The sequence below is a fragment of the Kitasatospora sp. NPDC001660 genome, assembly GCF_053596725.1.
Genome location: NZ_JBSFGU010000007.1, coordinates 97,903 through 110,596, shown reverse-complemented (window position 1 = coordinate 110,596; position 12,694 = coordinate 97,903). Strand labels below are relative to the sequence as shown.

Below are 12,694 nucleotides of genomic sequence, written 5' to 3'. Positions count from 1 at the left end.
TCACCACGCGGCCCGCTCCCTCCGGGTGGCCAGGATCGCGGAACTCGTCGGCGTGGTCAGCACTTCGGCGGCCTCCAGGTCAAAATGAGTCAGGTAGAACAGGCGGAGCTCGTCGGCCCCGCCCTCGAACCGCGGCGGCCACGTGGCCGAGGGTGTGAAGTCGTCCAGGACCAACACCCCGCCCGGGGCGAGCAGTTCGACGACCCGCTCCGGGTCCTCCCGCTTGCCGCCACCGTCGCAGAAGGACACGTCGAACGGCGCGTACGCCTCCAACAGCCGCCAGTCGCCGTGGAGTACGCGCACCCGCTCGTCATCCGCGATCACGCCAACCGGCTTGCCCGCGGCGGCAACAGCCGGCAGCCGGCCCACCTCGGGCCTACAGCCCTTCGCGAACCCGCGAGCCGCAGCGGCCCGCTCCGCCGCCACCACCCACTCGGGAACGCCCCGCTGGCCACCCACCCCGAAAATCCCTCCCCCGGCGAACGCCCCGAGCCTACCCTGGACCGCATGACCACAACCGGTCCCGAGTGGATCAGCATCGTCGCCTACGAGAACCTGCCAGGCAGCCCGCACCCGATGGCGGCCGTCCGCGCTTGACTGCGAGAGCGCGGCATCGACTGGATGCCGTGGGAGCCGGCGAACCTCCGCATCGGGCTGGCCTGCGGGGTGGGCGCGGACGGGCACTGGCACGGCTGGTTCGACATCTGCGTACCCACCGAGGCGCTGCGCCGCCTCGGCCTTCACCCCGACCAACCGACCGCCGCCGCCAACGGACCGTCCCCGCCCGGATGGTGGCACGCGGAGGCCGAACGCCGCGCCCGTCGGCAGGGTCAGCGTTCCGGACCGAAACGCACCGCCTTGGCACGGGAGCGCGACACCGCGTCCAGGAGCAGCACGGAGGCCGCCTCGGGGGTCGGATCCGCGATGCCGTGACTGGCGAGGGCCGCCAACAGGCGCGCCAGGCCCCGGTGATGGCGGGCGAACGTGCGGCGTGGGGCGTGCCGGCCGCGGGCGCGCTGGCCGTCCAGGGCCGTGGCGGGGCCGACGTCGAGCAGGACGAGGTGCAGCTCGCGGCCCCGGCGGGCGGCCTCGCGCGCGAGCCACCGCCGCATCCACGCGCGGCTGCCGCAGTCGTGGACGAGCAGCGGGCCGCCCCGGCGGACGGCGGTGCGCAGCAGGCCGGCGTGGCGCAGCCGGGCCCACGGCCGGTAGACGGCATACGGCAGCCACCCGGGCATGACGGCCTCGCACGCCTCGTGCACGGCCCGGGGGTCCACCGTCGCGACGCCGTCCGCCGACCAGCGCCGCAGCAGCGTGCTCTTCCCCGCACCGGGCAGCCCCGAGACGACGACCACCGCACCCGCCGGGTACCGCACCGCGAACCCCGGCCCGGCCATGCCCCGCAGGTCAACGACCCCGAGCGGCACCGTCTCCGTCCCGTCCGTCGTGCCGGCCATCCGCTCCCCCGTTCGTACTCGACCGGGAACCGTAGCACCCCCGGACGGCGGCCCCGGACCGGCTACCGACATGATGGTGCGTCAGATCTGGTGGCAGATCACCGACGAGCAGGAAGGACGAACGTGTCCGCGACGTACACCGGGCTGGTGCTGGCAGGGCTGGCGCGCGATCCGGGGCGGGTGGCGATCCGCTGCGGGGAGGGCGCCCTCACCGGGCAGGAGTGCCTCGACGCCGTCCACCGCCTGGCCCGTGCGCTGGAGGGTGCCGGGTTGCGGCGCGGGGACGGGGTGACGGTGCTGGCCGGGAACCGGCCGGAGACGGTGCTGGTGCGGCTGGCGGCGAACCTGCTGGGGTGCCGGGTGGCGATGCTGTACCTGGACCGGCCCGTCGCCGAGCAGGTCGCGACGGCCGGGTTCGCCCGCACCAACGCGCTCGTCTTCGACCCGGCGCGGTTCGGCGCGGTCGCCGCGCACATCGCCCGTGCGCTCCCCTCCGCCGGCCTGTTCGCGCTCGGCCCGACGGACCTCGGAACGGACCTCCTGGAGCTCGCGGCGCCGCTGTCCCCCGCCCCGCTCGCACCCCGGGGCCGGCCGGAGGACGTCATGGCAGTGCGGTTCACGAGCGGCACGACCGGGCGGCCGAAGGGCGTGCTGCGCCGGTTCGCCCGCCCGCCGAGGCCGGTGCTGCCGGCCGCGTCGGTGTTCCTGCTCTGCACCCCGTTGGGCCACGGCGGCGGGACGTCGGCCGACCTCGCGCTCGCGGCGGGCGGATCGGTGGTGCTCCAGGACGGCTTCGCGGCGGACGCCGTCCTGGCCGCAGTCGAGGAGCACGCCGTCTCCCGGGTGTACCTGCCCCCGCACCTGCTGTACCGGGTCCTCGACCACCCGATGCTGCCGCGGACGGACGTCGGCAGCCTGCGCCGCGTCACGTACACCGGCGCTCCGGCCGCCCCGCGGCGGCTCGCGGAGGCGACGCGCCGGCTGGGGCGGGTGCTGCACCAGACGTACAGCCTGACGGAGTGCGGCCCGGTGGCGCGACTGACGCCGGACGAGCACCTCGACCCGCGGCTCCTCGCCACCGCGGGCCGCCCGTACCCGGACACGGAGGTCCGCGTCCTGGCCGGGGACGGCACCCCGCTGCCGCCCGGCGCGACCGGCGAGATCTGCGTCCGCACGCCGACGGCGATGGAGGGCTACTGGCGCGATCCGGAGCTCACCGCCCAGGTGCTGCGGGAGGGTTGGCTGCACACCGGGGACCTCGGCAGCCTGGACGCGGCCGGCTACCTGACGGTGCTCGGGCGGCGCGAGCCGATGGCGATCGTGGACGCGCACAACGTGTACCCGAGGGACGTCGAGGAGCCGCTGGTCACGCACCCGGACGTCCGGGAGGCGGTGATGTTCGCGACCGCGGGGCCGGACCGGCTGGAGCGCGTGCACGCGGCGGTGACGACGGCGCCGGGCGCGCGGGTGACGGACGAGCAGCTGCACCGGTGGGTGCGGGAGCGGAGCGGTCCGCTCTGCGCGCCGTCGTCGATCCTGCTCCTGCCACAGATCCCGCTCACGGAGACGGGCAAGCCGGATCTGGCGGTGCTGCGGGCGCTGGTGGACGGCGCCCCAGGGTACGCGCCCGCCGCCCTGGGGGCGTGCGAAGGGACATAAAGCGCCCCCTCGATGCTTCGAGCGCCCGCGCGGGCGACCTCTCGCGCGGTGCTTGGCGGGAAGAACCGCTCTTGGACACTCGACCGTGCGAACCGATGTGCCGATACGTCCCCGGCGGCGTTCCCTCGCACCGTCCCCAGGAGGCACCTTCGTGACCTGGCTCCGCGTCCTGACCGCGCTCGGCATCCTCGCCGTGGCGGGCAGCGCCCTGCTCGTCTTCGCCCTCTGTACCGCCGCCGCCCGGGGCGAACGCGCCGAGGAGGCCCCCGACCTGCGCGGGGAGGCCGAGCGGAGCGGGCTCTTCCAACGGATGGGCGGCGAGACCTAGCGAGGTGCGGTTCAGCGCTCGGCGAGGTCGTCCGGGCGGACCTCGATGTGGTCGGCCGCGAGGTCGACCGCCACCCGGTGCTCCATGCCCAGCGCCTCCAGGAACTTGACGGGCAGCTGGACCCGCCCGGTGCGGTCCAGCATCACGTACTCGCGCTCGTTGACCGACTCCTCGCCGTGCTCGTCCGTCACCGTGCGGCGCAGCACCTCACTGCTGGTCCGGCCGTCGCGGATGGCGACGGTGCGGCGGACCTCGCCGGCCACCATCGGGTCGTGGGTGACGATCACGACGGTGGCGCCGAGTTCGCGGTTGACGGTGCGGAAGGCCTCGAAGATGACGGCGCCGGTCTCGGAGTCCAGCTCGCCGGTGGGCTCGTCGGCCAGCAGGACCGGTGGATTGTTCGCCATCGCGACCGCGATGGCGACGCGCTGCTGCTGGCCGCCGGACAGCTCCTCGGGGCGGCGCCGGGCGAGGTCGCCGATCTCCAGTGCCTCCATCAACTCGGCCACCCGCACCGCCTGTTGCCTGGAACGCCCGGCGCCACCGCGGCGGCCGCGCAGCTGCATCGGCAGGGCGATGTTCTCGGCCGCGGTGAGGAAGGGCAGCAGGTTGCGGGCGGTCTGCTGCCAGATGAAGCCGACCACCTCGCGCCGGTAGCGCAGGCGTTCGCGGGCGGACATCTCCAGCAGGTCGCACCCGGCCACGGTGGCCGTCCCCGCGGTCGGCACGTCGAGCCCGGCCAGGATGGTGAGCAGGGTGGACTTGCCGCTGCCGGAGGCGCCGACGAGGGCCACCAGGTCGCCCTGGTCGATGGTGAGTTCGAGGCCCTGGAGGGCCTGGACCTCGATCCCCTCGGCGCTGAAGATGCGGACCAGCCGGTCGCACACGATGGCCGCGCCCGCGCCGTACGCCTTGGGCGAGGCGGCGGCGAGAGCCCGCTGCCGGAGCTCCTGGAGGGTGGGGACCGGCACGGCCGTCCGCTCCTTGGGGGTGCTCTTCAACGCTGGTCTCCTGTCTCCACGATCGTCTCGGCGGTCACGTCACTGCCGCGTCCGGTCAACGCTGGTCCCCCGCCCGCAGTTCGGCGGCGAGCTGGCGCCGCCCGGAGACGACGGTCTCCGCCACCACGCCCGCGCAGACCACGAGCGTCAGTCCGGCGGTGGGCAGCAGCACGGGCAGCAGGGCGGGCGTCAGCTGCTCCCCGACGTGTGCGCCGACCAGGGCCGACAGGTCGAACGCGGGCCCGAGCAGGCCGACCGCCGCCAGCGCGACGAGCGCGCCCCCGAGGGCCGCCGCCAGGGTCTGCGGCAGGGCCTCGGCGAGGATCAGCGCGAGCCCCTGGCGCGGCCGCAGGCCGAGGGTGCGCAGCCGGGCGAGCATGGCCCCGCGTTCGGGGGCGGCCCGGAAGAGCGTGAGCAGGACGGCGAGCAGGGCGAAGCCGGCGGCAGCGGCGACCGCGGCCCAGAAGAGCCGCTGCGCCGAGCGCTGGAGCGGGTCGGCGGCCAGGCGTGCGGCCACCTCGGTGCTGGTGTGCACGGTGTAGCCGCCGGGCAGGGCGTGCGGGTCGTGGCCGGCGGCCTCGGCCGCCTCCTGCATCACCTTGACGAGGCCGGTGGCGGCGGTGATCCCCTTGTCGCGGACCAGTCCGGTGAACTGCGCGCCGTCGATGTCGCCGACGCCGAACCAGGCGTTGACCCGGCCGAGTTCGGGCAGCCGGGCGGTGGCCGGGCCGACGGGCACGACGACGAACGGCTTGAAGGAGTCCGGGATGGCGGGGGTGGCGTCGACGCCGCCCGCGTCGGTCAGGAGCAGTTCGCTGCCGCTCGGCAGCCGCAGCCGGACGGGGCCGCCGGCGACCTTCGGCGCGAGGGCGCTGCTGAACAGGGCCGGCACCGGGGTGTCCAGGCCCCCGGGGGCGCCGGCGAGGACGGCCGGGTCGAAGGTGCCGAGCCCGAGGGTGCGCGCGATCTCGGCGTAGGCCCTGGGTTCGGCGACCACGAGGGTGACCTGGGCGGAGCCGTCCTTGGTGCCCATGAGGAAGGTCTGGGTGTCCGTCCAGACGCCGGTGCCGGCCCGGACGCCGGGCAGTGCCGCGGCGGCCCGGGTGAACTCCTCCGGCAGGGTGGGCCCGACCGGGAGGGTGAGCGAGGCGTCGCCGCCGACGGTGAGCCGGGCGGCGCGCAGCCGCACGCCGTCGACGTCGCCGAGGACGGTGGCGCCGAACCCGGCCGTGGTGACGGCGATCAGCAGGGCGAGCAGCGGCAGCACCGACGGCCGGCGCCGGCCGCTGGTGTCGCGGGCGGCGCGGGCCAGGCCGAGGAAGCCGACCAGGCCGCGCCCGCGCCCGGCGGCGCCGGCCAGCCAGCCGACCACGACGGGCTGGACGCGGGCGAGGAGCAAGCCGCCGGAGAGCGCGAGCAGCAGCGGGGCGGCGATGAGCAGCGGGTCCACGCCGGTGCCGGCGGGGGCCACGCCGCGCCGGCGGACCTCCGCCACGGCGGCGCCGGTCAGCACCAGGACGACGAGTTCGCCGACGACCCGGCGCCAGCCGCCCGGGGCCTTCGGCCTGGACCACAGCAGCGCGGCCCGGGCGGGGAAGGCCAGCAGGGCGAGCAGCGTGGCCGCGCCGGCCGCGAGGACGGACGCGCCCCAGCGCGGGGCGGGCAGCAGCACCAGCGCGAGCGCGGTGGCGAGCACGGCGGCGGGCAGGACGCTCACCGCGCCCTCGCCGAGCAGACGCAGCAGCACGCCGCCGCGGGAGCCGCCGCGGGCCTGGAGCAAGCGCAGTTCGGCGGTGCGCCGTTCGCTGACGAGGGCGGCGGCCAGGCAGAGCACCACGGTGGCGACGCCGGCCACACCGACCGGGCCGATCGCGGCGATCGGTGCGGCGGCCTCGTACCGGGCGGTGGCGCGGTTGAGGACGTCGGGCAGGGAGGAGCTCACGCGCAGGTCGGAGCGGCCGGTCTCGGCCGCGAGTGCGGTGGCGCCGCGCCCGGCGATGTACCCGCTGACGGCGGTGCGCAGGTCGCCGAGCCGGTCGGCGCGCACGGCGCCGGTGTCGATGGGGAGCCGCCAGAAGTCGCGGGCCTCCTTGAGGCTGCTGCCCCACGCGAGGAGGGCGGCGAGGCTGGAGCCGTCGACGACGCCGCCGGTCGTCCAGGCGCCGGTGGGCGCGCAGGCCCTGGTCAGGCAGCCGAGGTCGTCCCAGTACGGGTCGTCCGCGTCGTTGGCGCGGTAGAGGCCGACCACCTTGGTGCGGACCGGCCCCTTGTTGTCCTCGCCGTTGTCGAGGACGTCGCCGAGCTTGATCCCGATGGTCTCGGCGCCCGCCCGGCTGATCGCGATCGGCAGCGGTTGGCCGGGGCTGGCGGGCCCGGGCCAGACGCCGTCGGTGAGGGTCGCGTGGTCGGCGATGCCGTGCAGGTACATCAGGTCGAGCGCGGGATTGGCCTCCGTGAGGTGGGCCAGGCCCGGGTTCCTCATCTCGCGTCCGCGCACGGCCGTGCCGTAGACCGGCCCGGAGGGCGCGAGCGGCACGTCGCGCCCGATCCGCTCGGTCAGCCGGCGCATCACGGGGTCGAGGTCCGCAGCGGTGTCCTTTCCCATCAGGGCGGAGGCGGCCTGCAGCCTGGTGTCCGACGTGCCTCGGTCGCGCAGGAACTGGCGCAGGGCGCCGTCCGCGCCCCGGTCGACGGCGCGCGGGAAGGCCGCCGCCAGCAGGACGGTGCCGAAGGCGAGCGCCGCCATGAGCAGCGCGGCCAGTGGCGCCGAGCGCAGCCGGGTCCGCACCCACGGCGCGGGGCGCCGGTCGGCGCGGGGGCGGGGCACGGTGGTGCCGGCCTGGGTGGTCACATCTCCTCCACGTGGCGCAGCCGGGCGGCCACGTCTCGACGGCGGCGTCCGGTGAGGAAGGCCGACAGCAGGGGCACGAGGGCGATGGCGGCGGCGAGCAGGAGGGCCTGGCCGACCGGCAGCTCGATCAGCGCCGCGGGCATCGGGCGGCGGGCGGCGGGGGTGAGCACCACCAGCGGCACGATCAGGTGGACGAGCAGGGTGCCGAGGCCGAGCCCGACGGCGCCGCCGAGGGCGACCAGGAGGGTCTGTTCGGCGGCGGCGGTGCGCAGCACGTGCTTGCGCGGGGTGCCGAGGGCGAGCAGCAGGGCGACGTCGCGGGAGCGCTCCCGGGCGGAGGCGGCCACGGCGGCGGCGAAGCCGATCGCGGCGAGGACCGCGGTGGCGACGGCGATGGCGATGAGGGCGCTCTGCGGGGCGGCGCCGACCGGGTCGCCGAGCAGGCCGGCCGCGGTCTCGTCGGAGAGCTGGACGGTCTGGACGCCGGGGGCGGCGCGCAGGGCGGCGGCGGCCTCGGCGGGAGTGCGGTCACCGGGGCCGGTGGCGGGCAGCCACCACTCGGCGCGGCCGGGCAGTTCGAGGCCCTGTGCGGCGAGCAGACGGGACACGGTGGCGAGGTCGACGGCGAGGGCGCTGTCGCCGACGACCGGCAGGGCGTCGACGGCGGCCGTGACCTTGACGGGCAGGACGGTCCCGGCGGTCGAAACCCTGACGGTGTCGCCGACGGAGGCGCCGGCGGCGCTCAGGTAGGCGCGGGTGGCGACGCCGCTCAGCTCGGTGGGGGCGGTGGCCCCGGCCGGGGTGAGGACGGCGCGCAGGGTGTCGCCGCGGCCGTCGGCGAAGCGGTACCGGACGGTGAACAGCGCTGCGGGGTCGGCCGGTCGGGCGGCGAGCTCGGCGGCCGGCCCGGGCTGCTCCACCTCCTTGCCGACGTCCGGCGCGGTCGCGCTCCAGCCGAAGCCGGCCGGGACGGTGACGGGCGCGGCGGGGCCGTCGGCGGTGTCGGAGACGGCGAGCCGGTGGACGGCCAGTTCGCCGTCGGTGCGGTCGCCGAAGGACACGATCGCGCCGACCAGGGTCAGTGGCACGGCGGGCGAGCCGAGCGGGGCGTCCACGAGCCTGCTCAGGTCGGCCGTCGCGTGGACGTCCCCGCCGAACGGGAGCGTGGAGAGCGCGGCCTTGTAGGTGATCCCGAAGCGGTCGCGCAGGAGCAGCCAGGCCTCGGGGCGGACCGGGGACCGTTCGGTCGCCGGGTCCTGCTGCTTCACGGAGACGTCGGCGTCGATCCGCAGCGGCTTGCCGGGCAGCGGGATCCCGGCCTGCGGGCCGGTGGGCGCGCTCTGGGCGAGCGGGGTGAACAGCTCCTGGCGGGAGTGCCCGGCGAGCAGGTCGGCGCGGACCGGGACGCGCTCGGCGAAGGCCGCGCTGTCCACGGCGAGGAACTGGCCGCTGCCCTTCGGCAGCGGCTGCTCCTCGCGGACCACCGGGATGAGCCGGCCGCCGCCGGGCAGGGCGCCGAAGCGGCCGCCCTGGCCCATCAGGGAGTTCTGCGCGTCGGCGATGCGCAGGCCGCCGGCCGTGCCGAAGGCGGCCTGGTCGCGCTGGGAGGCGGACCAGGTGGCGTGCTGGCCGAGCGCCAGGACGCCGGTGGACACCGCCATGACGAGCAGCAGCACCGGCCCGGTGGCGCGGGCGGGCCGGCGGGCCAGCTGCCAGCCGACCAGGGCGGGGCCGAGGCCCCGGCCGCGCGCGGCGATCCGGGCGCCGAGGCGCGCGAAGAGCGGCAGCAGGCGCAGCACCACGAGGGTGCCCGCGCACAGCGCCAGGGTCGGGGTGGCGACGAGCAGCAGGTCGACGCCGAGGCGGCCGCTGGAGTCGGTGGACAACCCGCCGCCGTACTGGGCGAGTTGCTGGTAGGCGAGGGCGGCCAGGGCGAGCACGGCGAGGTCGCCGCCGTTGCGGGCGACGCCGGCGACGAGCGCCTGGCGGCGGCCGGTGCGGGCGCGCAGGGCGGCGCCGGCACCGCGCAGCAGGCCGGGCACGGTGGCGAGCAGGACGCAGGCGAGGGCGCAGGCGGCGGCGATCGGCCACAGCGTCCAGCCGATCCCGGTGCCGAGGGCCACCCGGTGGGAGCGGCCGAGCCCGGCGAGGGCGCGGACGAGGAACGGGGTGAGCAGCGGCGCGAGCACGGCGGCGGGCAGGGCGAGCAGCAGCGACTCCACGGCGGTGAAGGCGCCGATCCGGCCGCCGGAGGCGCCGCGGGCGGCGAGCAGTTCGTTCTCGCGCTCCTGCCGGCCGGCGATCAGGTGGACAACGAGCACCAGGGCCGCAGCGGCGAGGACGCTCAGCTGGAGGGCGCCGATCAGCAGGGTGGACCTGGCGACCAGCAGGCTGGAGGCCAACTCGTGCATCACGTCGGGGAGTTCGGTGGCGGCCTGGAGTCCGGCGCTGCTCCGCAGCCGGTCCGCGAGGCCCTGGGCGCGGTCGCCGACGGCCTTCGCGCCGGCCTCGTCGACGCCTGCGAAGTCGGCGTCGAGCAGCCAGCCGCGGCCGTCCTGCGGGAGTCCGCCGGCGGTGAAGACGCTCTGGTCGACGAGCATGGGGCCGTAGGTGGTGAAGCCGCCGGCGGTGACCTCGCGGCCGCCGAGCGGGTCGAGGCGCCAGTACGGGTCGGTCCGGTCGAGGGCGCGGTAGACGCCGGTGATGCGGACGGTCAGGGGGGCGCCGGAGGAGCGGTCGTCGAGCCTGACGTCGGCGGGCAGGGCCTCGGCGGTGAGGCCGAGGCGGGTCAGCGCGGCCTGCGGGACGGCCGCCTGCGGGGCGGCGGACTGGACGGGTCCGGTGGCGGCGGCGGGCCAGGCCCCGGCGACGAGGCGCACGTGGCCGCGGTCGAGGTCGGCGAGGACGGTGAGGTCCGCCCTGGCCGTGCCCCCGGGCCCGCTGCCGGAGTCGCCGGCCCCCGGCAGGCCGTACGAGCGGCTGCGGAGCACGCCCTGGGTCCGCACGGGCAGGCCACCGAAGAGGGCTGAGCGGTAGTCGGCGAGAGCGGGGTCGTCCTTCGACTTCCGGTCGAGGCCGTGCTCGGCGGTCACCAGGACGGTCGTCCGGGCGTGCCCGGAGCCCTGGAGCGCCTGCCGCAGACCGGCCTGGCCGACGCTCCGGTCGAACGCGACCAGCGCCGTCAGCACGGCCGTCGTGATCAGCACGGTGAGCAGGACGGCGGCGGCCAGCGGCAGCCGTCCGCGCAGCCGGCGCACGACGAAGCCGAGCATCGAGTTCCTCCCCCGGGACATCCCCAGTCGCCGGCGGCCCCCGTCACCCTCCCCGGGCACAGTCCATGCCCCGCATGATCACCGGATAGCGGACGATGCTGTCAGATTCAGTCCACGAACGGAAGGTACTTGCGCAAATCACGTGTGCAGTGAGCAAATTCCTTGCATCGCTGGTGATTCACCGTCAATACGTCATGCACATTTCACGGCTTACCCGGGCCGTCGACCGAAAACCGAGGGGGACTCATGACGCCGCAACCGGACGTCACCGCCGACGCGCCGATGGTGGCCGCGACCGATCTCCAGCGGAGCTTCGGCACCGGCGACCGAACGGTCCACGCGCTGCGCGGCGTCTCGTTCGAGATCCGCCGGGGCGAACTCACCGCCCTCAAGGGCCGGTCCGGCTCGGGCAAGACCACCCTGCTCAACCTCGTCGGCGGCCTCGACACGCCGACCGCCGGCACCATCGCCCTCGACGGCACCGACCTCGCCGGCCTCGACGAGGACGGCCGGCTCGCGCTGCGCCGGGAGCGGATCGGCTTCGTCTTCCAGTCCTTCGGCCTGATCCCCATGCTCACCGCCGCCGAGAACGTCGGCGTGCCGATGCGGCTGCGCAAGCTGCCCGCCGCCGAACGCGAGGAGCGCGCCCACGCCCTGCTCGCCCTCGTCGGCCTCGCCGAGCACGCCGACCAGCGGCCCGGCGAGCTCTCCGGCGGCCAGCAGCAGCGCGTCGCGATCGCTCGCGCCCTCGCCAACGAGCCGGCTCTGATCATCGCCGACGAGCCCACCGGCCAGCTCGACTCGGAGACCGGCCGCGCGATCATGCAGCTCCTGCGCGCGGTGGTCCGCAGCGAGGGCGTCACCGTGCTGGTCGCCACCCACGACCCGATGCTGATGGAGCTCGCCGACCGGGTGGTCGAGCTGCGCGACGGCCGGATCGTCGACCCGGAACCGGCCGGAGCCGCGTGACTCAGAGCGCCCGGAGCGCCATCTCGCACTCACGGCACCGCCGGGTCCGCTGCGACGGCGGGTACCAGGGCTCGCCGGGCCCGGACGGCCGGTAGGGCTCACGCTCCAGGCCGGCCGTGTCGAGCCCGCAGAAGGTGACCGGACCCGGATCCTCCGGCACGTCCGGGTCCGGCGCCGCCGCGTGCACGAACCGCACCCGCGCACTCAGGTCGACCTCGCCCGCGTCCAGCACCTCCGTGGACGGTTCGAGTTCGAGCATCACCACAACACCACTCATGCCTCGACCCTGCGCCCCGCCCCGGGCTCCCGCATCCCGGCGACGACAGTCGGCCGTCACACCTCGGGAACAGGGTCCGCCGCCACGTGGGCTGGTCCCGGCACATCACGCTCGCCATGGTCGAGCATGCCTCCCTGGCTGTCGTCTCCGCGCGCACGAGCTGTCAAAGGGGGCTTCAGCCCCGGCCGCGAGGCCCGATACCCCTGCCCGTTGGGGAGATCCGCCGACGGGCGTGATCCCCGGTTCCGTGCTATGTCTGCGCGCCGTCCCGCGACGCCGAGCTGTGGCCTGCCGGGATCCGTCACGGTGACCGACGACGGGGGCCGACGCAGGGAGCAGGCCTGAGCCGTTCGGCAGGCATCGCTCGCCCTTTCGTGTGGCGGACCTGGCGGACCGGAATCGGCAGCGCGGCACTGACCAATGATCGATGGACTGATCGACGGGATGACGGGCGAGTTCGCCACCTCTTCACGAGAGCAGGCCACAGTGATCAACAGGCGAGACGTGCTGCGCACGGGCACGCTCGGTGCCATCGGGCCAACGTGCACTGGCTCGAGGAGTTCTACGGTGGCATCTTCCGTGACAGGCCACCCGAGCACTCGTACCAGAACTTTCCCGACCCGACGCTGAAGGACTGGCAGCGGGCCTACTACGGCGCGAACTACCAACGCCTGGTCAGCGTGAAGCAGACGTACGACCCGACCGGCTTCTTCGGCTACCCGCAGGGGATCGGCACCCATTGACCCGGCAGCGTGCCACTGCCCACCAGCACGCCACTCACCGGCGGAGATGTCCGGCGATCAGGCAGACGCACAGTTCCGGGCCGCATCCGCCAGGCCCGCACGCGTGAAGGCGACTGGCAACCGGACGAACCTCTCAT

The 12,694-nt window shown here is 75.7% G+C and carries 10 protein-coding genes; 4 read left to right on the top strand and 6 right to left on the bottom strand.

Annotated features, from left to right (window positions below):
* Entirely contained in the window at positions 1-459 is a 459-nt protein-coding gene (locus ACWCXH_RS10555) for a transferase (protein WP_449801000.1), read from the bottom strand.
* A 371-nt stretch (positions 460-830) separates the two neighbouring features.
* Complete coding sequence (locus ACWCXH_RS10550) at positions 831-1,457, bottom strand: AAA family ATPase (protein ID WP_449800999.1); 627 nt, start codon at positions 1,455-1,457, stop codon at positions 831-833.
* 123 nt (positions 1,458-1,580) lie between these two features.
* Here ACWCXH_RS10550 and ACWCXH_RS10545 point away from each other — a divergent pair, with 123 nt between their 5' ends.
* A complete protein-coding gene (locus ACWCXH_RS10545) occupies positions 1,581-3,116 on the top strand; it encodes an AMP-binding protein (protein WP_449800998.1) in 1,536 nt (511 codons plus the stop codon).
* Positions 3,117-3,267: 151 nt separating this feature from the next.
* Complete coding sequence (locus ACWCXH_RS10540) at positions 3,268-3,444, top strand: hypothetical protein (RefSeq protein ID WP_449800997.1); 177 nt, start codon at positions 3,268-3,270, stop codon at positions 3,442-3,444.
* Between the two features lie 11 nt (positions 3,445-3,455).
* Here ACWCXH_RS10540 and ACWCXH_RS10535 read toward each other — a convergent pair whose 3' ends face one another.
* The 3 genes from ACWCXH_RS10535 to ACWCXH_RS10525 are packed head-to-tail and all read right to left on the bottom strand — an operon-like array spanning position 3,456 to position 10,568.
* Entirely contained in the window at positions 3,456-4,445 is a 990-nt protein-coding gene (locus ACWCXH_RS10535; RefSeq protein WP_449800996.1) for an ABC transporter ATP-binding protein, read from the bottom strand.
* Between the two features lie 55 nt (positions 4,446-4,500).
* Positions 4,501-7,296 (bottom strand): hypothetical protein, encoded by a 2,796-nt coding sequence (locus ACWCXH_RS10530; RefSeq protein ID WP_449800995.1) that lies wholly within the window; start codon positions 7,294-7,296, stop codon positions 4,501-4,503.
* Positions 7,293-10,568, bottom strand: coding sequence for an FtsX-like permease family protein (locus tag ACWCXH_RS10525; RefSeq protein WP_449800994.1), 3,276 nt, complete (start codon positions 10,566-10,568; stop codon positions 7,293-7,295). The genes ACWCXH_RS10530 and ACWCXH_RS10525 overlap by 4 nt, the downstream gene beginning before the upstream one ends.
* A 246-nt stretch (positions 10,569-10,814) precedes the next feature.
* Here ACWCXH_RS10525 and ACWCXH_RS10520 point away from each other — a divergent pair, with 246 nt between their 5' ends.
* Positions 10,815-11,537, top strand: coding sequence for an ABC transporter ATP-binding protein (locus ACWCXH_RS10520; protein ID WP_449800993.1), 723 nt, complete (start codon positions 10,815-10,817; stop codon positions 11,535-11,537).
* A 1-nt stretch (position 11,538) separates the two neighbouring features.
* Here the strand turns inward: ACWCXH_RS10520 and ACWCXH_RS10515 are convergent, their stop codons facing one another.
* The gene (locus ACWCXH_RS10515; protein WP_449800992.1) at positions 11,539-11,814 is read right to left on the bottom strand and encodes a hypothetical protein; all 276 of its coding nucleotides are present in this window, start codon (positions 11,812-11,814) and stop codon (positions 11,539-11,541) included.
* A gap of 542 nt (positions 11,815-12,356) precedes the next feature.
* Here ACWCXH_RS10515 and ACWCXH_RS10510 point away from each other — a divergent pair.
* A complete protein-coding gene (locus ACWCXH_RS10510) occupies positions 12,357-12,557 on the top strand; it encodes a BBE domain-containing protein (protein ID WP_449800991.1) in 201 nt (66 codons plus the stop codon).
* The last annotated feature ends 137 nt before the right edge of the window (positions 12,558-12,694 follow it).

Coding starts and splice junctions, on each gene's coding strand:
- ACWCXH_RS10550 (WP_449800999.1), bottom strand. CDS start 1,457: ATGGCCGGCACGACGGACGGGACGGAGACGGTGCCGCTCGGGGTCGTT.
- ACWCXH_RS10525 (WP_449800994.1), bottom strand. CDS start 10,568: ATGCTCGGCTTCGTCGTGCGCCGGCTGCGCGGACGGCTGCCGCTGGCC.
- ACWCXH_RS10520 (WP_449800993.1), top strand. CDS start 10,815: ATGACGCCGCAACCGGACGTCACCGCCGACGCGCCGATGGTGGCCGCG.
- ACWCXH_RS10515 (WP_449800992.1), bottom strand. CDS start 11,814: ATGAGTGGTGTTGTGGTGATGCTCGAACTCGAACCGTCCACGGAGGTG.